The sequence below is a fragment of the Paraburkholderia phymatum genome, assembly GCF_038900715.1.
Taxonomy (GTDB): domain Bacteria; phylum Pseudomonadota; class Gammaproteobacteria; order Burkholderiales; family Burkholderiaceae; genus Paraburkholderia; species Paraburkholderia phymatum_A.
In genome coordinates, this window is sequence record NZ_JAYMRZ010000022.1 from 91,653 (window position 1) to 111,899 (window position 20,247).

Here is a 20,247-nt window from a genome sequence, read left to right on the forward strand (position 1 = left end):
GCAGCGGCACGCGCCGCTGCGTCGGTCGAAGCGCGCGAATCACATAACGTTCACGCGCTTCACGCGAGACCCGGTGCTACTTCTGCTCCTTGCTGCCGTAGCGCTTTTGCCAGTCGCCGAGAATCGCCTGACGGTTCTTCGCGGACCACACGAAGTCGTTCTTCACGAGCATTTGCGAATAGTTGTCGGGGATGCCGGAGAGCTTCTTCGCAACGCCCGGATAGGCCACGATCGCCCACCATTGCGCGGTGATTTCATTCGCTTGCTTGCTCGCCATGAAGTCCGCGAGCTTCTTCGCTTCCTCGGGGTGCTTTGTCGTCTTCATCACGCCCGTCGCTTCCATGTCCCAGCCGAGCCCTTCTTTCGGGAAGATCAGATCGATGGGCGCGCCTTGCGCCTGCAACTCATGTCCGCGAAACTCGAATGAAATGCCGATCGGGAATTCGCCCGTGCCCGCGAGCGTGCAAGGCTTCGAACCCGAATGCACGTATTGCGCGACGTTCTTGTCGAGCGCATCCATGTACTGCCAGCCCTTCTCTTCGCCGAAGGTTTGCAGCCACGAGGTGACGTCCAGATAGCCCGTGCCCGACGAGACCGGGCTCGGCATCACGATCATCCCTTTGTAGACGGGCTTTGCGAGGTCTTCCCATGAAGTCGGCTTCGGCAGATGGCGCTTCTCCGCCTCGACGCGGTTGTAGCAGATGGTTGCGCCCCACACGTCCATGCCGACCCAATGCGGCGGATTGTTGCTGTCGCTGTACTTGCGCGTGAGGCTGTCGAAACCCTTCGGCTCATACGGCATCAGCATGCCTTGCAGGTCCAGCAGCGTGAGGCTCGATGCGGCGAGGCCGAGCACGACGTCGGCGCGCGGATTGTTCTTTTCGGCGAGCAGCTTCGCCGTGACGGCGCCCGTCGAGTCGCGCACCCAGCGAATCTCGATGTCCGGGTTCGCTTTCTCGAACGCATCCTTGTACGGCTTCATCGCCTCGTCTTCGAGCGCCGTATAGACCAGCAATTGCGTCTTCGCGTGCGCCAGCTGCACCGCGCCGAACGCCAGCGACGCCGCCACGACACAGCGCGCGGCCACGCCCCAAAGACCCTTGCAACCGTTGAATTCCGCTTGTTCCTTCATCTCCAGACCCCTTGATAAATGGCGTCGCTGCCAGCGACGGAAACGGCCAGTGCTGCGATATGTGGTGCTGCTTCAGTGCTGCTGCGGCGGTTCTGCTGCGACTCGATGCTGCAACCCTCGTCGACTGCTTCGTTGTTGTCTGTTGTTGACAATCTACAAAACGTCAATTTTAATGTCAAGTATTGCCACACTTTGCCACACAACGCCTCATTCCCGATTCCCGGATTACCCTGGTCAAAAGGAGAAGCACCATGAGCGAATCCCCTGTATCCATCGAAGTGAACGGCCGTCGCTACAACTGGATGCGCAGACCCGTCGTCGTGGTCTGCGTCGACGGTTGCGCGTACGAATATCTGGAGATGGCGGCCGCGGCGGGCGTCGCGCCTTTCATCAAGAAGCTGTTGCAGCCGGCGACCGCGCTCAAGGGCGACTGCGTCGTGCCGAGCTTCACGAACCCGAACAACCTGTCGATCGTGACGGGCGTGCCGCCCGCCGTGCACGGCATCAGCGGCAACTACTTCTTCGATCGCGAGAGCGGCACGGAAGTGTTGATGAACGATCCGAAGTACCTGGTCGCGCCCACGGTGCTCGCGCGCTTCGCCGACGCGGGCGCGAAGGTCGCCGTCGTCACGGCCAAGGACAAGCTGCGCCGTCTGCTCGGCAAAGGCTTGAAGGGCATCTGCTTCTCGTCGGAGAAGGCGGACGAGGCCACACTCGACGAGAACGGCATCGACGATGTGATCGAACTGGTCGGCAAGCCGGTGCCGAGCGTGTACAGCGCGGACCTGTCGGAGTTCGTGTTCGCGGCGGGCGTGCGTCTGCTGGAGACGCGCGACATCGACCTGATGTACCTGTCGACCACCGACTACGTGCAGCACAAGTGCGCGCCCGGCACGCCCGGCGCAAACGCGTTCTACCAGATGATGGACGGCTATCTGCAGCGGCTGGACGAGCTGGGCGCCATCGTCGCGATCACGGCCGACCACGGCATGAACGCGAAGCACAACGAAGACGGCGAACCCAACGTGATCTATCTGCAGGAGCGCTTCGACGAATGGCTCGGCGAGGACAAGGCGCGCGTGATCCTGCCGATCACCGATCCGTACGTCGTGCATCACGGCGCGCTCGGGTCGTTCGCGACCGTCTATCTGCCCGCCCTCGCCTCCGCCGATGTCGATGCGCTGCGCCGCAAGCTCGCCGCCGAGCCCGGCATCGAACTGGTCCTTACGGGCGCGGAAGGATGCGCGCGCTTCGAATTGCCGCCCGCGCGAATGGGCGATCTGATCGTCATCTCGAAGCGCGATGTCGTGCTCGGCACGCGGCGCATCAAACACGATCTTTCGGGGCTCGACGCGCCCCTGCGTTCGCACGGCGGCCTCGCCGAGCAGACCGTTCCGCTGATCTTCAGCCAGCCCGTCGCAAAGTCGGCGGCGCAACGCGAACGGCTGCGCAACTTCGACATCATCGACATCGCGCTCAATCATCTTCAGTAACGAGGACACGCCCATGAACGCCATTGCAGACACGACGAAAGGACAATCGCAGGTTCGCCATGAGGCGCTGCGCATCGACGGCGAAAAGATCTATCGCGACGAGGTGATCGATGTTCGCAACCCGTATGACGGCGCGCTCGTCGGCACGGTGCCGAAGGCGACGCTCGACGACTTGCGCCGCGCGTTCGACGTTGCGCGCGCGTATCGCCCGACGCTCACGCGCTACGAGCGCTCGGCGATCCTGCGGCGCGCAGCCGATGCCGTGCGCTCGCGCACGCACGAAATCGCCGCGTTGATCACGACGGAAGCCGGCTTGTGCATGAAGGACTCGACATACGAAGCAGGCCGTGTCGCGGACGTGCTCGTGTTCGGCGCCGGCGAGGTGCTGAAGGACGACGGGCAGATCTTCTCGTGCGATCTCACGCCTCACGGCAAGAAGCGCCGCGTCTACACGCAGCGCGATCCGCTGCTCGGCGTGATTTCGGCCATCACGCCGTTCAATCACCCGATGAACCAGGTCGCGCACAAGATCGTGCCGTCCATCGCGACGAACAACCGGATCGTCGTGAAGCCGTCGGAGAAAGTGCCGCTGTCGTGCTACCTGTTCGCCGACATCCTGTACGAAGCCGGCTTGCCCGTTCAGATGCTGCAAGTGGTCACGGGCGACCCCGCCGTGATCGCCGATGAGCTCATCACGAATCGCGCGATCAATCTGATCACGTTCACGGGCGGCGTATCGATCGGCAAGTCGATCGCGTCGCGCATGGGCTATCGGCGCGCGGTCCTCGAACTGGGCGGCAACGATCCGATCATCGTGATGGAAGACGCCGATCTCGACGAAGCCAGCACGCTCGCCGTCTCGGGCTCGTACAAGAACTCGGGACAACGCTGCACGGCAATCAAGCGGATGCTGGTACACGAGGCCGTCGCCGACCGCTTCACCGATCTCGTCGTCGACAAGACGCGCGCGTGGAAATATGGCAATCCCGCCGACAAATCGGTCGACATGGGCACCGTGATCGACGAAGCCGCTGCGCGCTTCTGCGAACACCAGGTCGACGATGCGATCGCACGCGGCGCGCGCCTGCTCGCCGGCAATCAGCGCGACGGCGCACTCTATTCGCCGACGGTCGTCGACGGCGTCACGCCGGATATGCCGCTCGTCAAATATGAAACGTTCGGTCCCGTATCGCCGATCATGCGCTTCCGCACAATCGACGAAGCAATCCGTATGTCGAACAGCACCGACTATGCGTTATCGTCTTCCGTGTGCACGAACCGCTTCGACTACATCACACGCTTCATTTCGGAGCTGGAAGTGGGCAGCGTCAACGTGCGCGAGGTGCCGGGATACCGGCTCGAACTCACGCCGTTCGGCGGCGTGAAGGATTCGGGATTAGGCTATAAGGAAGGCGTGCAGGAGGCGATGAAGAGCTTCACCAATACCAAGACCTATTCGCTGCCGTGGTGAACATCTGACGAATCGGATGGCTTTGCGGCCGGCGTGAAGTTCCATACAGGAGGCAATATGCACATAGGCGTTCCGAAGGAAATAAAGAACCACGAATATCGCGTCGGCCTCACGCCGTCGTCCGTGCGCGAGATCGTTGCGCACGGACATTCGGTGAGCATCGAAACAGGCGCGGGCGCGGGCATCGGCGCATCCGACGACGCCTACCGTGCAGCCGGCGCGCAAGTGGCGCCTGACGCCCAGGCGATATTTTCCGCAGCCGACATGATCGTCAAGGTGAAGGAACCGCAAGCGCGCGAGCGCGCGATGCTGCGCGAAGGGCAGATTCTCTTCACCTACCTGCACCTCGCGCCCGATCCGCAGCAATGCGCCGATCTCGTGGCGAGCAACGCCGTCTGCATCGCCTACGAGACGGTCACGCAGCCGGCAGGCGGACTGCCGCTGCTCGCGCCGATGTCGGAGGTCGCGGGTCGCATGTCGATTCAGGCGGGCGCCTTTTGCCTGGAGCGCGCGCATGGCGGCAAGGGCATTCTGCTCGGCGGCGTGGCGGGCGTTCCGTCCGCGAAGATCGTGATCCTCGGCGGCGGCGTGGTCGGCTCCAATGCCGCGCAAATTGCAGTGGGCACGGGCGCGCAGGTCGTCGTCATCGACCGGAACGTCGACGTGTTGCGCCGCATGGACCGGCTGCTCGGTGCGCGCGTAGTGACCGTGTATTCGAACCAGGACAACATCGAGCAGCACGTGCTCGACGCCGATCTCGTGATCGGCGGCGTACTGGTGCCCGGCGCGGCCGCGCCCAGGCTCGTGACGCGCAAGATGGTCGAGGCGATGCGCCCGGGCTCGGCCATCGTCGACGTCGCGATCGATCAGGGCGGATGCTGCGAGACAGCAAAAGCCACGACCCACGCGGAACCGACGTACAAGGTCGGCGAAGTGGTTCACTACTGCGTCGCCAACATGCCAGGCGGCGTGCCGCGCACGTCCACGTATGCGCTGAACAACGCGACGCTGCCCTTTGTCCTCCAGATCGCGGACAAGGGCTGGCGTAAGGCGCTCACCGACGACGAGCACTTGCGCCGCGGCCTCAACGTGGCGTTCGGCAAGGTGACGTGTCCGGAGGTTGCGACGGCATTGAGCTACGCGTGCGAAGACGCAGGGGCCGTCGCCGCAGGATAACGATGGCGTGGAGCGGGCCGGCGGCCGGATGCTTCGACGGCTGGCCCGCAACGCTTGCATGTGCATCTATGGCGTCGACCGCAAGCGTCGACTGCAAGCGCCGGCTGCGGGCATCGACAGCCCGTCGGCCGGGCTTTATTTCTCCTCGTCGGCCGGGCTCGTATCTGCCGCTGGCCACGCCTTGAAAATATCCCGCCAACTGACGATCCCGACCGGCCTGAATTCGCCATCGACGATTGGAATGCACGAAATCCCGTTGTCGAGGAACAGGCTGATCGCCGCCGAAACCTCCGCGTCGGGCGTGAGCGTGGAAGGCTTGCGACTCATGATCTGATGCACCCGCTTGTTGAGCGTCGCGACATCGCGCGGCGACTCGACGACGCTATCGATGAACGGACTCATCGCGCGCAACAAGTCCCGATCCGACACGACGCCTTGCAGTTGCCCGTCCTCCACCACCAGCAAATGGTGAAAAGCGACTGAGTCGAAGATCTCCTTTACGGTCGCCAACGTGTCGTCAAAACCAACCGTCACGACGCGACGGGTCATGATCTCTGAGATTTTCATTTGATGTTCTACCCTGGTCGCCGCTCGCAATAAGCGCGGTGTACCAAGCACGCGATTTAAAAGAACGGATTATAGGGTTTTGCCGCCTGGCAATTGAAAGAACGCCTGCGGGAAAAGAAATAGACACGCCCGTCGGCAATCCCGCATGCAAACGTTCAACAGCCTGTCGCTTTCAAGCAAGGGATAACCCGTAATCATCTGGCCTGCTGCCCCTTACCCAATAACGGCATCGCAGCGCAGCAAAATCGCGATGTCGCATTTGTGACAAACAAGGTCGACTACAGATGAGGAGCTGCCGATTTTGTCCGGCTATCTTTTGCTCAACGCAAACGAAGCAAAGAAGCACCTGAATACGCCGTAAGGCATGGGACCGGAGTAAGTGCTCTGCATGGGGCTGGAGTAAGTGCTGAAGCACTAACTCCAGCCGACAGCCAAAGCGCCAACTCCGGTCGACAAGGAGACAACGTGGAAACGCTTGCTTTTATCGTCGACAACTTCGCGTCGATCGTCCGGCTCACCGTCGAGCACATCGAGATCGTCGGCGTCGGTGTCGGGTTCGCGATCCTCACGGGCGTGCCGCTCGGCATCGCGATCACGGCCAGTCCGCGCGCCGCGAAGATCGTGTTGTACACGGCCGCTATCGTGATGACGATTCCATCCGTCGCGCTGTTCGGCGTGATGATCCCGATTCTTTCCGTGATCGGCCAGGGCATCGGCTTTCTGCCGACGGTCATCGCGCTCTTTCTCTATTCGCAACTGCCCATCGTGCGCAACACGTACACGGCGATCACGAACATCGATCCCGCGTTGCGCGAGGCCGCACGCGGCATCGGCATGACGACGCGCGAGCGTCTGTGGAAAGTCGAGATTCCGATCGCGCTCCCCATCATCATGGCGGGCGTGCGGATGGCCGTCGTGATCAACGTCGGCATCGCAGCCGTCGCCGCGTACATCGGCGCGGGCGGGCTCGGCAAGCTGATCAGCCGCGGCATTTCGCAATCGGACCCACGTCAGCTGATTGCCGGCGCGATTCTCGTCAGCGTGCTCGCCATCGCCGCCGACTACGGCCTCGCGTGGGTGCAGCGCCTGCTGACGCCGAAAGGCCTGCGCGGTCCGTCGCGCACCGCCACGCTCGCGCTGCGTCTCGGCGCATGGGCTTCCCTCCGTAAATCTCCTCGTCACGCGCAATAACCATGATCAAGCTCTCCAACATCACGAAGCGCTATGAAGGCGCAAGCGCCCCGGTGGTCGACGGCATCGACATGGAAGTCGGCGCGGGCGAAATCTGCGTGCTGCTCGGCCCTTCCGGCTGCGGCAAGACGACCACGCTGAAGATGATCAACCGCCTGATCCAGCCAAGCTCGGGCAAGATCTTCATCGACGGCCGCGATACCGACGAGTTCGACGTCGTCGAACTGCGCCGCCAGATCGGCTATGTGATCCAGCAGATCGGCCTCTTTCCGAACATGACCGTCGAGGAGAACATCGGCGTCGTGCCGCGTCTGCTCGGCTGGGACAAGGCGAAGACAAAGCGCCGCGCAGCCGAGTTGCTGGAGATCGTCGCGCTCGATCCGTCGATCTACCTGTCGCGCTACCCGAAGGATCTGTCGGGCGGGCAGCAGCAGCGCATCGGCGTGGCGCGCGCGCTGGCAACCGACCCGCCCGTCATGCTGATGGACGAACCGTTCGGCGCGATCGACCCGATCAACCGTGAGCTGATCCAGGACGAGTTTCTGCGCATCCAGCAACAGGTGAAGAAGACGATCATGTTCGTGAGCCACGACATCGACGAAGCGGTGAAGATGGCCGACCGCATCGCGATCTTCAGCGGCGGCAGGCTCGAACAGTTCGATACGCCGGATACGATCCTCGCGCGGCCCGCGAGCCAGTTCATTGCAGGCTTCGTCGGCGCGGATCGCGCGTTGAAGCGGCTGCGCCTCGTGCGTGCAAAAGATGCGTTGTCGGCGTGCGACTGCGCGGCGCGTGTCGGCGAAAGCAGCGACCGCGCGCGTGCATTGCTCGAACAGCACGGCATCGAGCAGATCATCTTGCTCGACGCCACCGACAAGCCGCAAGGCTATCTGAGCGCCGCCGAACTGCGCGCGATCGACGGCAAGCTGATGGCCGCACACGCGACGCCGGTGCAGGGCTTCGCGCGCCACAGCGACGATCTGCGCAGCGTGATTTCTTCGATGTTCGCGCTCGGCCAGTCATGGCTGCCCACCGTCGACGACGACGGCCGCTTTGTGGGCTACGTGAATCAGGCGCATATCGTCGACATGCTGCGGTTGCCCTCGGAGACACGCGCATGAAAACCTGCAAGAAAGCGCTCTTTTCACGCTGCGTCGCGCTCGCGGCATGCACCGCACCCGCGCTTGCGCACGCGGACAACCTGCTCGCCTCGATCGGCCAGTATCGCAGCGACATCATCTACCAGTCGATCCAGCAGATGACGATGGTCGCGATTGCAGGCGGCCTCGCGATTATCGTCGCCGTGCCGCTCGGCATCTATCTGAGCCGCGCGATGGGCAAGCAGGCGCGCGTCGCGCAAGCCGTCCTGCAGACGGTCAACATGGGCCAGGCGGTGCCGAAGCTCGCGTTGCTCGCGCTCGCGATGAGCGTGCTCGGCATCGGCCGCTGGCCGTCGATCTTCGGGCTCTGGGTGGCGACGTTGCTGCCGATCGTGCTGAACACGCTCGAAGGTTTGCGCGCCGTGCCTCCCGCGTTGATCGAAGCAGCGACGGGCATGGGCATGACGCCCACGCAGATCCTGCTGCGCGTCGAGTTGCCGAACGCGCTCTATGTGATCTTCGCGGGCATCCGCACGGCGCTCGCGATCACGGTCGGCACGGCGCCGCTCGCCTTTCTCGTCGGCGGCGGCGGGCTCGGCGAACTGATCTTCACCGGCATCGACATGAACGACTTTTCGATGCTGTTGGCGGGCGCGATTCCAACTGCGCTGCTCGCGATTCTCACTGACTTGCTCGTCGGCCAGATGCAGGCGCATCTCGTGTCGAAAGGCGTCAATCCGCAACGCTAGTTCAACCACACGCTAACGCGTTTCTTCGAGGACATCATGAAGACTGCCTTTTTCAAGCGAGCCTGCGCGCTCGTCGCCCTCTCGTTTGCCTCCTCCTGGGCCATCACGTGCGCGGCGGCGAGTGTCGTCGTCGGCGGCAAGAACTTCACGGAACAGCAACTGCTCGCCGAAATGACGACCGAGCTTTTGCAGGCCAAGGGCTTCGACGTCACGAAAAAAGACGGCATGGGCAGCGCCGTGCTGCGCCAGGCACAGGAAAACGGGCAGGTCGACGTCTACTGGGAATACACGGGCACGTCGCTGATCACCTACAACAAGATCAACGACCGCCTTTCGCCCGAAGATACCTACAAGAAGGTGAAAGAACTCGATGCCGCCAAAGGTCTCGTGTGGCTCGATCCGTCGCGCGCGAATAACACCTACTCGTTCGCGATGAATCAGGACGAAGCGAAGAAGCTCGGCATCGCGACGCTCAGCGATCTCGCGAAAGCGATCAAGGCGGGCAAGACGCTCACCTTCGCGTGCAACTCGGAGTTCTATGCGCGCCCGGACGGTCTGCGTCCGCTGCAAAAGCTCTATGGCTTCGACTTCTCGCAGGACGAAATCAAGCGGATGGATTCGGGCCTCACGTATCAGGCGCTCAAGGACCGTCAGGTTGACATCGCGCTCGTGTTCGCCACCGATGGCCGCGTGCCCGCATTCAACTTCGTGATTCTCAAGGACGACAAGGGCTTTTTCCCGTCGTATGCGCTGACGCCCGTGATCCGCAAGGCGACGCTCGATGCCAACCCGAAGCTCGGTCCAATCCTGAACGCGCTTTCGGCAAAGCTCGACGCGCCGACCATGGCGCGCCTGAACGCCTCCGTCGACGTGCAAAAGAAGTCGTTCAGCGAGGTCTCGCATGACTTCCTGAAGGAAGCGGGTCTGCTCTAACGCATCAAGAACATGCAAACCTGAGAGACAAGAACATGCCTTACCCTTCTTTTGATACGGCGCGCGGCGGCACGCTGACGGTTGCCGCCGCGCAGATCGACAGTTCATACGGCGATCTCGATGCGAATCTCGCGAAGCATCTGCGCATGATCGACGATGCGCGCAAGCGCGGCGTCTCGATGCTGCTGTTCCCCGAGCTGTCGCTATGCGGCCATAGCGCCGGAAAAGACGCATTGCGGCTCGCGATGCGACTCGATCACCCCGCGCTCGCCGCGCTTGCCGAAGCGAGCGTCGATCTGCATACGTCGTTCGGTTTTATCGAAGAAGCGCCCGGCGGACAGTTCTACAACAGCCAGGCAACCGTGACGCACGGAAGGATCGTGCACGTGCATCGCAAGGTTCAACTCGCGACATACGGCAAGCTGCGCGACGGTCTCTATTACGCGCCGGGCGCGCAGCTCGGCGCATTCGATATCGACAGCCGCTGGCGCGTCGCCACGCCGATCTGCAACGACCTGTGGAACCCCGGTCTCGTGCACGACCTGATGTGCGACGGCATCACGCTGCTCGCGGCTCCCATCAGCTCGGCGCGCGAGGCCGTGGGCGGCGGGTTCGACAATCCGTCGTCGTGGGAACTGAACCTGCGCTTTTACGCGGTGACGTATGGCGTCGCCGTCGTGATGGCGAACCGCATCGGCACGGAAGGCATGCTCGGTTTCTGGGGCGGCTCACGCATTCTCGATCCATTCGGCGGCACGGTCGCGATGGGCTCGACCACCGAAGAGGAACTGGTTGTCGGCGAACTCGACTTCGCATCGCTACGCGAGGCACGCTTTCTGCTGCCGACGGTACGCGATTCGCGCGTGTTCGCCGAGCGCGGCATTCGCACCACCCGTCAACCTGCCACGAACTGAAGTGTCGCCAGCCATGCAAGACTTTCTCCTCACCGAAGAAGACCGCGCGTTTCGCAGCGAAGTGCGCGCCTTCCTGCAACGCGAGCTCGCGCCGCGCGCCGCCGATATCGAAGACCATCAGGACTGGAACGCCGTCAAACATGTCGTGCGCGCACTGGGCGAAGCGGGCTACTTGCGGCTGATGTTCGTGGATCTCTATCGAGGCTCGCTGAAAAAGCCGGGCCTCACGCACGCAACGATCCTTTCCGAAGAAGCGTCCGCGATCAACTACGCATTCGAAACGACCATTGCGACGGCATTGAGCTGCGCGTATCCGTTGCATCGCCATGCGAGCGCACGGCTGCGCGACGCATACCTGGAGCCGATCCTCGACGGCCATGCAATAGGCGCAATCTGCGTGACCGAGCCCGGCACGGGCAGCGATTCCGCGGACATGCAGACACGCGTCGAATACGATGCGCGCACCGACGAATGGGTAATCAACGGCTTCAAGCGCTACATCTCGAACGCATCGGTCGCGGACGTGTATATCGTCTACGGCATCACGCCGTGCGATGACGGCGCGAAGCCGCGCGTCACGGCCGTCGCCGTGCCGAAAGACGCCCCGGGCATCAGCTTTCCGCGCAACTACACGTTCATGGGGCGACGCGGCTGCATCGTCGGCGAAGTGAAGTTCGACGATTGCCGCGTCAGCGCCGATCATCTGCTCGGCAACGAAGGCGACGGCTTCGGCATCATGCGCGGCATGTTCAACTTCGAGCGCGCGATTCTCGGCGGCTCCGGTCTCGGCGTCGCGCGCAGCGCGTTCGAGATCGCGCGCGAGCATGCGCAAAGCCGCAGGACGTTCGGCCAGTTCCTCGGCTGCAAGCAGCTCATCTGGGACAAGATCGCGCAGATGAGCTGGCGCATCGACGCAGCCGAACTCATCACCTATCGCGCGACGAAGATGTACGACGCGGGCATGGACGGCAAGACGCTGATGAAGGAAGCGGCCATGGCCAAGCTCGTCGCCACCGAGACGGCGAACTTCTGCGCGAACGAAACGGTGCAAATCCTTGGCGGCGACGGCCTGACGAAAGAATACGGCCGCGCCGAGCAGCTCTATCGCGACGCGCGCGCGCTGACGATCGTCGGCGGCACATCGGAAATGGTGAAGTACCTGATCGCCTCGCGCGATCTGCCGGAACTCAAGATCAACCTTTGACCGTATTCCATTTCCATCATGCTGACTATTACCTCGCTGTTCGACAATACGGTCGCGAAGTACCCGGAGCGTCTCGCGCTCGTCTGCGGCGACACGCGCCTCACCTACGCGCAATGGGACGTGCGCGTGCGCGGATTCGCGCAGGCGCTGTTCGATCTCGGCGTGCGGCAAACGGACCGCGTCGCGATCTTCCAGAAGACGTCTGACGCAACGGCAACCGCCTATTTCGCGTGCCAGTTGCTCGGCGCGATTGCCGTGCCGATGAACTATCGTTTGTCGGCGAACGAAGCGGCCTTCATCATTCGCGATGCGGGCGCACGCGCGCTGATCTACGACGAGTCGATGCTGCCCGTCATCGCGAAGACCGAGCAGGCGCTCCCTGATCTGCGCATCTATATCTGCGTGACGGGACACGGCGAAGAAGCCGTCGATGCATACGCGCCCCTGCATCATCACAACTTCGACGCGCTGATCGACAGCACGCGCCATCGCGACGCGCCGCTGCCCACGCTTGCGCCCGACGACATCTCCGCGCTCGTCTACACGTCGGGCACGACGGGCCGCCCGAAAGGCGCGATCCACACGCACGGCAACGACGTTGCGATCGCCACGAACTGCGTGATGGAGTACAGCCTGACGAGCACCGATGCCGCGTTGCATATCGCCCCGCTCTATCACGTCGGCGGCATGCAGGCGTATTTCATGCCGCATCTGATGGTGGGCGCGGCGAACATCGTGCTGCCGCGCTACGACCCGCAGCGCACGCTGGCCGCGATCGCCCGGCATCGCATCACCACGCTCTTCGCGGTGCCGACGCAGATTCAGGACATGTTGTTCCACCCCACGTTCGCGCAGACGGATCATCGCAGCCTGCGCATGATCACGACGGGCGGCGCGGCCATTCCCGCCGCGACGATGCAGCGTGTGATCGACGAGTTCTGCCCGAACATCTTTAACGGCTACGGGATGACGGAAGCGAGCCTCACGTTGCTGCTGCATCCGCGCGATGCGCTGTCGCGCCTCGGTTCGTGCGGCAAGCCGACGTTGATCAGCACGTGCCGCATCGTGACGAACGACCCGGAGCGCGCGGTGCCGCCGACCGAATGCGTCGAAGCGGGCACAGTCGGCCAGTTGATCGTGCGCGGCCCGCAACTGGCGCGCGCATACTGGAACAACCCCGTCGAGACGGCGAAGAAGTTTCGCGACGGCTGGCTCTATACGGGCGATCTCTTCAGCGTCGACGAAGGCGGCTACTTCCATTTCCACGGCCGCGCCGACGACATGATCGTCTCAGGCGGCGAGAACATCTATCCGCGCGAAGTCGAGGAAGTGCTGTATCACTGCCCCGGCGTGCAGGAGGCCGCTGTGATCGGCATACCGGATGAGAAGTGGGGGCAGGCCGTGACGGCGTTCGTCGTGCGCAGCGACACCCAGTTGACGGAGGACGCGATCATCGCTTTCTGCAAGGCCAGCGACGACCTCGCGCCGTACAAGCGGCCGAAGAAGGTGCTGTTCGTCGACAGGCTGCCGCTGAATCCGAGCGGCAAGGTGCTTCGGCGCGAGCTTGCGGCTTCCGTGGCTCAGGACCTCTTGCAAACGGGAACGTAATCATGAATGAACCGGTGCTGTACGAATTGGACGGCGGCGTGGCAACCATCACGCTGAACCGACCGGAAACGCGCAATGCGTTGACGGAGATGGAAGTGGTCGATGCGCTCGTCGCGAGCCTCGAGCGCGCGCAAGCCGATCTGTCCGTGCGCGCGATCGTGCTGACGGGCGCAGGCCCTGCGTTTTCGTCGGGCGGCAACATCAAGCACATGCGCGACGAGGTGGGCACCTTCGGCGGCAACTCGGCGCAGATACGGGAGAACTATCGGCGCGGCATTCAGCGCATCCCGCGTGCGTTTCATGAACTGGACGTGCCCTGCATCGCCGCCGTCAACGGTCCGGCGCACGGCGCGGGCTGCGATCTCGCGTTGATGTGCGATATCCGCATCGCCGCGCAAAGCGCGCTGTTCGCGGAGAGCTTCGCGAAAGTCGGCATCATTCCCGGCGACGGCGGCGCGTGGCTGCTGCCGCGCGCAATCGGCCTGTCGCGCGCCGCCGAAATGATCTTCACGGGCACGCCCATCGACGCCCAATGCGCGCTCGAATGGGGTCTCGTGTCACGCGTCGTGCCTGATGCGCAGTTGCTGCCTGCCGCAAATGAACTGGCGCAACGGATCGCGAGCAATCCGCCCAACGTGCTGCGCATGAGCAAGCGCCTGATCCGCGAAGGCCAGCGGATGGATCTGCCGAGTCTGCTGGAACTGTCGGCGGCGTTTCAGGGCATCGTGCATCGCACGGCGGATCATCGCGAGGCCATCGCCGCGACCTTCGAGAAGCGCGCGCCCAACTACACGGGCGAATGACACCGGCGCCGGCCTGAGCGCTTCGAGGCACGCATGACGCGATGGACCCGCGCATCGCGATATGCGACAGTCTCCCTATCTTGGCTCCTCCACCATGGACATGCGCAGGAAAAGCAACGATGCGCCGAAGCTGGCTGCGGCGCTGCATCTGGAACGGCGGACGGCCGGCGCGGGCGCGGCCGGCATTTCGTGCAGCACGCACGAGCGTCCCGTCGTCACGCAACGCATCGGCTTTTTTCTGGTGCCGAACTTCTCGATGATGGCGCTCAGCTCGGCAACCGAGCCTCTGCGCGCCGCCAACCGGATGAGCGGCAAGCCGCTCTATAGCTGGCATCTGATCAGCGCCGACGGTGAACCCGTGTCGTCGAGCTCGGGTTTTTCGCTGCTGCCGGAATCGGCGATGACGTCGTCGATTGCCGTCGATCAGCTATTCGTGGTGGCAAGCATCGATGTCGAGAACTACCGCAACGCGTCGGTGTTCGATTTTCTGCGCCGCTATGCGGCGAGCGGCCGGCCGCTGGGCGGCATCAGTCTCGGCACGATGATCCTCGCGCGCGCGGGGCTGCTCGACAAGCGCCGCTGCACGATCCATTGGGAGGCGTTGAAAGCGCTCGCCGACGAGTTTCCGTCATTGACGGTGACGCGCGACCTCTATTGCATCGATGGCGACCGGCTCACGTGCGGCGGCGGCACGTCCGCGATCGATCTGATGCTCGACATGATTGCTCGCGCGCATAGCCACCGGCTCGCCGCCGACGTCGCCGATCAGTTTCTGCACACACGCATTCGCGCATCGCAGGAAAGCCAGAAAATGGCGATCCAGTGGCGCTACGGCATCGAGGACCGGCGCATCGTCAATGCGATCACGTTGATGGAACAGAACATCGAACGGCCCGTGCCCGTGCAGACCATCGCTTCACTGGTGGGCATTTCGCCGCGTCAGATCGAGCGCATGTGGCTGAAGCACTTCGGCATGGGGCCGTCGCAGTTCTATCTCGACGTGCGCCTGAAGGCCGCGCAAAAACTGCTGCACGAATCGACCTCGTCCATCTTCGATATCGCCTTGCAATGCGGATTCACAAGCGCGTCGCATCTCGGACGGTGTTATCGCAAGGCGTTTTCCATCACGCCGGGACAGGAGCGCGCGTCGAAGGCGAAAATCTGAGGCCTTTGACGTTCAGCCGGACCGTTGCAAGCAAAGCGCGATGACAGGCCGAACGCACCGGATGATCGCTCGTCAGCGCTCTTGTGGCATGCGCGCGCGACGGCTATCGCGCTAACCTATGTCGTGAGCGCTTCGTTCTTCGGCGGCTTTTCGCCGTTCGTGGCATGCTTGCTCGTCGCGCTGACGGGCAATCCGCTTGTGCCCGCATGGTACGCGGCGGCTGCGTGCGCGTATCGCGCGTCCCTGTGATCCGGCTGCACGATCGCACGAATGAAGCGCTTTCCCGACCTTACTCCGACTCGAGGATTTCGAATCATGTCTGCTCACGACGATCTCGTCAGCCGCAATGCCGTCGAGTTGCGCCGGATGATCGGCGCGAAAGAGATTTCGCCCGTCGAACTGCTCGATGCCTGCATCGAACGGATCGAAGCCATCAACCCCGCCGTTAACGCAATCACGGCAACCTGCTACGACGATGCGCGCGAAGCCGCGAAGGCCGCCGAGCGCAAGGTGCTTGCGGGCGAACCGCTCGGACTGCTGCACGGCTTGCCGCTCGGCGTGAAGGATCTCGAAGATACGGCGGGCCTGCTGACCACTTACGGCTCGCCGATGTCGCGCAGTCACGTGCCTTCGCGCGATGTCGCGCTGGTCGAACGGCTGCGCGCGGCGGGCGCGATTCTCGTCGGCAAGACGAATGTGCCGGAACTCGGCGCCGGCGCAAATACGCGCAACCCGGTTTGGGGCGCGACGGGCAATCCGTTCGACACCGAACTGAACGCGGGCGGTTCATCGGGTGGCTCGGCGGCGGCGCTCGCGTGCGACATGCTGCCCGTCTGCACCGGCTCGGATACAGGCGGCTCGCTGCGCATCCCGGCATCGAAATGCGGCGTGGTCGGCTTTCGCCCTTCTCCTGGACTCGTGCCCAACTCGCGTCGTCTGCTCGGCTGGACGCCGATTTCGGTCGTCGGTCCGATGGGCCGCGATGTCGAAGAGACGGCACTGCAACTCGCGGCGACGGCGGGCCTGTCGGCGAGCGATCCGCTTAGTTACGAAACCGATCCACTTGGCTTCGCGGCGCTGCCCGCGCTCGATCTCGCCACGCTGCGCGTCGGCTATACGGAAGACTTCGGCTCGTGCGATGTCGATGACGATATCCGCGCGCTGTTCCGCTCGCGCATGGCCGCGCTCGCGAGAATGGTGCGCACATGCGAGCCCGTCAGCTTCGATCTCGGCGATGTACACCGCTCGTTCGATGTGATCCGCGCGGAGAGCTTCGTCGCGGGGCTGCGCGACGTGTATGCGCGCGACCCGGGCGCGCTGGGACCGAACACGCGCGCGAACTACGAAATGGGCGCGTCGATGACGCTCGCCGACAGCGCATGGGCGCACGCGGAACAGACGCGCATCTTCAGGCGCTTCCAGTCCGCGTTCGAGCGCTACGACGTGATCGTGTCGCCGACTACGCCCGTTTCGCCGTTTCCGTGGCGCGAGCTGTACGCGGCGCAGATCAACGGACGCGCGCAGGAGAACTACTATCGATGGCTCGCGCTGACCTACGTCGTGACGCTGACGACGCATCCCGCGCTATCGCTTCCATGCGGCGTCGATCATGCGGGCATGCCGTTCGGTTTGCAGATCGTCGGGCCGTATCATGGCGATCTGAAGACGCTGGCCGTCGCGCGCGCGATGGAGCAGGCTTTCGACAAGGAGCCCGCACTGCGCCGTCCGCGTCCCGATCTGTCGCGTCTCACGCAGCCGAATGCAGCGCTGAAGTCGATCGTCACCGCGCCGCCCATTTTCAACTCTGCTGGCGAAGGCGACGCCAGCATGTCATCCATGTAACTCACGCATAAGAACATCATGTCCAACGAGATCGAAAGACTGCAAACCAACGCACGCATGAGCCAGGTGGTGATCGCCAACGGCATCGTCTATCTGTCGGGCCAGGTGCCGGACACGGCCGGCGCGTCGATCACCGTGCAGGCGACGGAAATCCTCACGCGTATCGATACGCTGCTCGCATCGGCGGGCGTCGACAAGACGCGAGTTCTCACCGCGAACGTGTGGCTGAGCGACCCTAAACATTTCGACGAATTCAACGCGGCCTGGGAAGCCTGGGTGCCGTCGGGCCATGCGCCTACGCGCGCCTGCGTGCAGGCATTGCTGATGAGGCCGGGGCTCGATGTCGAAATCGCCGTGACCGCGCTCGCATGACGTCATCGGCAAGGAAAACGCTGCGATGAAGTTCGATACCGTCGTACTCGGCGCGGGCATGGTGGGCGTGTCGGTGGCCGTGCATCTGCAACAGCGCGGACTGTCCGTTGCGCTCGTCGATCGCAAGGCGCCCGGCAACGAAACGTCGTTCGGCAACGCGGGACTGATCCAGCGCGAGGGCGTGTACCCGTACGCATTTCCTCGCGATCCGGCAACACTGCTGCGCTATGCGCGCAACCGCTCGCTCGACGTGCGCTACCACCCGCGCGCGATGCCGAAGCTGCTGCCGTTCCTGTACCGCTACTGGTATCACTCGCGTGCGGACCGCCATGCGGCAATCGCGCGTTCGTACTCGACGCTGATCGAGCACTGTGTCGGCGAGCATCGCGCGCTGATCGCGGCGTCGGGTGCGCAGGCCCTGTTGCGCACGGGCGGCTGGCTGAAAGTCTTCCGCAGCGCGCGCAAGCAGGACTCGGAGTTGCGCCAGGTCGAGCGATGGAACGCAGAATATGGCGTCGCGTTCGAGGCACTCGATGCAGCCCGGCTGCGGCGCGAAGAGCCGTCGTTGAGTCACGCATTGCTGGGTGCGCTGCGCTACACCGATGCCGATTCCGTCAGCGATCCCAATGCGCTCGTCACTGCTTACGCGCGTTACTTCGAACAGTTGGGCGGCCGCATCTTCATCGGCGATGCGATGACGCTCGAACCGCAATGGAGCGTGAATACGGAGGCTGGCCGCATCTACGCGCAGTCAGCCGTTGTCGCGCTCGGCCCGTGGTCGGATACGGTCAGCGCACGGCTTGGCTATCGTCTGCCGCTCGCCGTCAAGCGCGGGTATCACATGCACTACGCGACGGTCGATGGCGCGCGCCTGAACCAGCCGGTGCTCGATACGGAGATCGGCTACATGATCACGCCGATGGCGCGCGGCATCCGCCTGACGACGGGCGCCGAACTGGCCGCGTGCGATGCGCCTGCAACGCCCGTGCAACTGGACGCAATCGAACCCATCGCGCGAAATACGTTTCCGCTCGGCGCAAGACTCGACGAGCGCCCCTGGCTCGGCCGGCGTCCGTGCACGCCCGACATGATGCCGATCATCGGGCCGGCGAAACGTCACAAGGAATTGTGGTTCGCGTTCGGCCACGCGCACCACGGATTGACGCTCGGTCCGATTACAGGGCGTTTGCTCGCGGAGATGATGGTCGGCGCTAACCCGGTTGCAGATCCGTTTCCGTTTCGCGTCGATCGCTTTTAGGCGGCGGCCGGTTTGCCGCATTTCGCAATCAGGGAGTACGGCCGCCTATCGTGCGAATCGAAACGGCTTGCAGCAGCCGATCACTACCCGAACTAGCGACCCGATTCGCGCTGCCATTCGCTTTCATCCATGGCAAGGCGAAATCCGAGGTGCGACATGCTGTTCATTGGATCGGTACCACGCCGTGCGCTCGTCCGATAGCTCACACAATACGTCTCGCTGCACAAGAACGAACCGCCTCGTGTAACCCGTGCGGGCGCGTGCGCGAGCGCGCCCCGATCGGGATCGAAACTGTTCGTCGGACCCGCCGGATCGGTGATCGTCCGCGCGCCTGCCGCCTCGATACGGAATGCATCCGCGCGATACCAGTCGCCCACCCATTGCCACACGTTGCCTGCCATGTCGTAGAGACCGTAGCCGTTAGGGGCATACGTACCGACCGCCGACGTGCCCACCTGAACCTTTTCGCTTGAGTTTCGTACCGCCGTCACCGGGAACGGTCGCGCGCTGTCTTCCCATGTGTTGGCCATCTTCTTCCCGCCAGGCGAGAACTCGGCGCCCCACGCGTAATCGGCCTGCTCGAGCCCGCCCCGCGCCGCGTATTCCCATTCCGCTTCGGTGAGCAGGCGTTTGTGAGCCCACTTCGCGTAGGCCAGCGCATCCTCATAGGAAACCTGCACGACCGGGTGATTATCCTTTCCGACGATCGAACTGCCCGGACCCGTCGGATGCCGCCAGTTCGCGCCAGGCACGAACTTCCACCAGCGGGAATAGTCGTCGAGCGGCACGGGCGCGTCCGTCCCGGTGAATACCAGACCGCCGGGCTGAAGGACACTGTCATCAGGCTTTGGGGTGCCTGGTGGCAACTGGATACTGAGGTCTTCCCACTTCGGCTTTCTCTCCGCCGTCGTGACGTAGCCCGTCGCCGCGACGAAGCGCGCGAACTGCGCGTTCGTCACGTCGTGCCGGTCGACCCAGAATCCACTCAACTTCACGCGATGCGCGGGACGTTCGTTGGGCAGTGCATGCGGATGTTCGCTGCCCATCGTGAACTTGCCGCCCGGAATCCAGACCATGTCGTTCGGGCCGGTCCTGCCGTCGCCGACTGTCAGAGCGGCTGGCGTCAGGCTCCACCCGTAGGCAGCGAGGCCGGCCGCGGACATGACCGCAGCCAATGCCAGCGCTCCCCACAAGCGCCTGTTGCTATTTACCGGTTTCATTCGAAATCCTTGCAACATGCGTGACGCCGACTCTGCGACGGCGCCAACG

At 63.5% G+C, this 20,247-nt stretch carries 18 protein-coding genes and 1 pseudogene; 16 read left to right on the top strand and 3 right to left on the bottom strand.

Annotated features, from left to right (window positions below):
• Positions 1-76 precede the first annotated feature (76 nt).
• Complete coding sequence (locus VSR68_RS32085) at positions 77-1,132, bottom strand: putative 2-aminoethylphosphonate ABC transporter substrate-binding protein (protein ID WP_342943636.1); 1,056 nt, start codon at positions 1,130-1,132, stop codon at positions 77-79.
• Positions 1,133-1,383: 251 nt separating this feature from the next.
• Here VSR68_RS32085 and phnA point away from each other — a divergent pair, with 251 nt between their 5' ends.
• From phnA to ald, 3 genes are read left to right on the top strand one after another with little or no spacing between them, the layout of a single operon-like run.
• On the top strand, positions 1,384-2,625 hold the full coding sequence (gene phnA, locus VSR68_RS32090; RefSeq protein WP_342943637.1) for a phosphonoacetate hydrolase: 1,242 nt from the start codon (positions 1,384-1,386) through the stop codon (positions 2,623-2,625).
• A gap of 13 nt (positions 2,626-2,638) precedes the next feature.
• The gene (phnY, locus tag VSR68_RS32095; protein ID WP_342943638.1) at positions 2,639-4,096 is read left to right on the top strand and encodes a phosphonoacetaldehyde dehydrogenase; all 1,458 of its coding nucleotides are present in this window, start codon (positions 2,639-2,641) and stop codon (positions 4,094-4,096) included.
• Positions 4,097-4,153: 57 nt separating this feature from the next.
• Complete coding sequence (gene ald, locus VSR68_RS32100; RefSeq protein ID WP_342943639.1) at positions 4,154-5,272, top strand: alanine dehydrogenase; 1,119 nt, start codon at positions 4,154-4,156, stop codon at positions 5,270-5,272.
• Positions 5,273-5,407: 135 nt separating this feature from the next.
• Here the strand turns inward: ald and VSR68_RS32105 are convergent, their stop codons facing one another.
• On the bottom strand, positions 5,408-5,839 hold the full coding sequence (locus VSR68_RS32105) for a CBS domain-containing protein (RefSeq protein WP_342943678.1): 432 nt from the start codon (positions 5,837-5,839) through the stop codon (positions 5,408-5,410).
• A gap of 465 nt (positions 5,840-6,304) precedes the next feature.
• Here VSR68_RS32105 and VSR68_RS32110 point away from each other — a divergent pair, with 465 nt between their 5' ends.
• The 13 genes and pseudogenes from VSR68_RS32110 to VSR68_RS32170 all read left to right on the top strand — a co-directional run bounded on the left by VSR68_RS32110 (position 6,305) and on the right by VSR68_RS32170 (position 18,978).
• The gene (locus tag VSR68_RS32110; protein WP_342943640.1) at positions 6,305-7,030 is read left to right on the top strand and encodes an ABC transporter permease; all 726 of its coding nucleotides are present in this window, start codon (positions 6,305-6,307) and stop codon (positions 7,028-7,030) included.
• A gap of 2 nt (positions 7,031-7,032) precedes the next feature.
• Positions 7,033-8,151 (top strand): ABC transporter ATP-binding protein, encoded by a 1,119-nt coding sequence (locus VSR68_RS32115; RefSeq protein WP_342943641.1) that lies wholly within the window; start codon positions 7,033-7,035, stop codon positions 8,149-8,151.
• A complete protein-coding gene (locus tag VSR68_RS32120) occupies positions 8,148-8,879 on the top strand; it encodes an ABC transporter permease (RefSeq protein ID WP_342943642.1) in 732 nt (243 codons plus the stop codon). The genes VSR68_RS32115 and VSR68_RS32120 overlap by 4 nt, the downstream gene beginning before the upstream one ends.
• 36 nt (positions 8,880-8,915) lie before the next feature.
• Positions 8,916-9,812, top strand: coding sequence for a glycine betaine ABC transporter substrate-binding protein (locus VSR68_RS32125; RefSeq protein ID WP_090866728.1), 897 nt, complete (start codon positions 8,916-8,918; stop codon positions 9,810-9,812).
• A gap of 35 nt (positions 9,813-9,847) precedes the next feature.
• Positions 9,848-10,726, top strand: coding sequence for a nitrilase-related carbon-nitrogen hydrolase (locus tag VSR68_RS32130; protein WP_342943643.1), 879 nt, complete (start codon positions 9,848-9,850; stop codon positions 10,724-10,726).
• Between the two features lie 13 nt (positions 10,727-10,739).
• A complete protein-coding gene (locus VSR68_RS32135; protein ID WP_342943644.1) occupies positions 10,740-11,930 on the top strand; it encodes an acyl-CoA dehydrogenase in 1,191 nt (396 codons plus the stop codon).
• Positions 11,931-11,948: 18 nt separating this feature from the next.
• Complete coding sequence (locus VSR68_RS32140) at positions 11,949-13,538, top strand: long-chain fatty acid--CoA ligase (protein WP_342943645.1); 1,590 nt, start codon at positions 11,949-11,951, stop codon at positions 13,536-13,538.
• Between the two features lie 2 nt (positions 13,539-13,540).
• Complete coding sequence (locus VSR68_RS32145) at positions 13,541-14,341, top strand: crotonase/enoyl-CoA hydratase family protein (protein WP_342943646.1); 801 nt, start codon at positions 13,541-13,543, stop codon at positions 14,339-14,341.
• 100 nt (positions 14,342-14,441) lie between these two features.
• Complete coding sequence (locus VSR68_RS32150; protein WP_342943647.1) at positions 14,442-15,506, top strand: GlxA family transcriptional regulator; 1,065 nt, start codon at positions 14,442-14,444, stop codon at positions 15,504-15,506.
• A gap of 87 nt (positions 15,507-15,593) precedes the next feature.
• Positions 15,594-15,787: pseudogene (locus VSR68_RS32155) on the top strand (MFS transporter); the annotation flags it as partial.
• Between the two features lie 34 nt (positions 15,788-15,821).
• Complete coding sequence (locus tag VSR68_RS32160) at positions 15,822-17,348, top strand: amidase (RefSeq protein ID WP_342943648.1); 1,527 nt, start codon at positions 15,822-15,824, stop codon at positions 17,346-17,348.
• 18 nt (positions 17,349-17,366) lie between these two features.
• Complete coding sequence (locus VSR68_RS32165) at positions 17,367-17,720, top strand: RidA family protein (protein ID WP_342943649.1); 354 nt, start codon at positions 17,367-17,369, stop codon at positions 17,718-17,720.
• Between the two features lie 25 nt (positions 17,721-17,745).
• Entirely contained in the window at positions 17,746-18,978 is a 1,233-nt protein-coding gene (locus VSR68_RS32170) for an FAD-binding oxidoreductase (RefSeq protein ID WP_342943650.1), read from the top strand.
• A 92-nt stretch (positions 18,979-19,070) separates the two neighbouring features.
• On the opposite strand, the gene VSR68_RS32175 is transcribed toward VSR68_RS32170, so the two are convergent.
• Positions 19,071-20,198 carry a formylglycine-generating enzyme family protein gene (locus VSR68_RS32175; RefSeq protein ID WP_342943651.1) on the bottom strand — a complete coding sequence of 376 codons (1,128 nt, stop codon included), beginning with the start codon at positions 20,196-20,198 and terminating at the stop codon, positions 19,071-19,073.
• Positions 20,199-20,247: the final 49 nt, after the last annotated feature.

Bases quoted from the DNA above. Each gene is read 5' to 3' on its own strand.
- VSR68_RS32085 (WP_342943636.1), bottom strand. From the start codon at position 1,132: ATGAAGGAACAAGCGGAATTCAACGGTTGCAAGGGTCTTTGGGGCGTG.
- phnA (WP_342943637.1), top strand. From the start codon at position 1,384: ATGAGCGAATCCCCTGTATCCATCGAAGTGAACGGCCGTCGCTACAAC.
- phnY (WP_342943638.1), top strand. From the start codon at position 2,639: ATGAACGCCATTGCAGACACGACGAAAGGACAATCGCAGGTTCGCCAT.
- ald (WP_342943639.1), top strand. From the start codon at position 4,154: ATGCACATAGGCGTTCCGAAGGAAATAAAGAACCACGAATATCGCGTC.
- VSR68_RS32105 (WP_342943678.1), bottom strand. From the start codon at position 5,839: ATGAAAATCTCAGAGATCATGACCCGTCGCGTCGTGACGGTTGGTTTT.
- VSR68_RS32115 (WP_342943641.1), top strand. From the start codon at position 7,033: ATGATCAAGCTCTCCAACATCACGAAGCGCTATGAAGGCGCAAGCGCC.
- VSR68_RS32120 (WP_342943642.1), top strand. From the start codon at position 8,148: ATGAAAACCTGCAAGAAAGCGCTCTTTTCACGCTGCGTCGCGCTCGCG.
- VSR68_RS32125 (WP_090866728.1), top strand. From the start codon at position 8,916: ATGAAGACTGCCTTTTTCAAGCGAGCCTGCGCGCTCGTCGCCCTCTCG.
- VSR68_RS32130 (WP_342943643.1), top strand. From the start codon at position 9,848: ATGCCTTACCCTTCTTTTGATACGGCGCGCGGCGGCACGCTGACGGTT.
- VSR68_RS32135 (WP_342943644.1), top strand. From the start codon at position 10,740: ATGCAAGACTTTCTCCTCACCGAAGAAGACCGCGCGTTTCGCAGCGAA.
- VSR68_RS32140 (WP_342943645.1), top strand. From the start codon at position 11,949: ATGCTGACTATTACCTCGCTGTTCGACAATACGGTCGCGAAGTACCCG.
- VSR68_RS32145 (WP_342943646.1), top strand. From the start codon at position 13,541: ATGAATGAACCGGTGCTGTACGAATTGGACGGCGGCGTGGCAACCATC.
- VSR68_RS32150 (WP_342943647.1), top strand. From the start codon at position 14,442: ATGCGCAGGAAAAGCAACGATGCGCCGAAGCTGGCTGCGGCGCTGCAT.
- VSR68_RS32160 (WP_342943648.1), top strand. From the start codon at position 15,822: ATGTCTGCTCACGACGATCTCGTCAGCCGCAATGCCGTCGAGTTGCGC.
- VSR68_RS32165 (WP_342943649.1), top strand. From the start codon at position 17,367: ATGTCCAACGAGATCGAAAGACTGCAAACCAACGCACGCATGAGCCAG.
- VSR68_RS32170 (WP_342943650.1), top strand. From the start codon at position 17,746: ATGAAGTTCGATACCGTCGTACTCGGCGCGGGCATGGTGGGCGTGTCG.
- VSR68_RS32175 (WP_342943651.1), bottom strand. From the start codon at position 20,198: ATGAAACCGGTAAATAGCAACAGGCGCTTGTGGGGAGCGCTGGCATTG.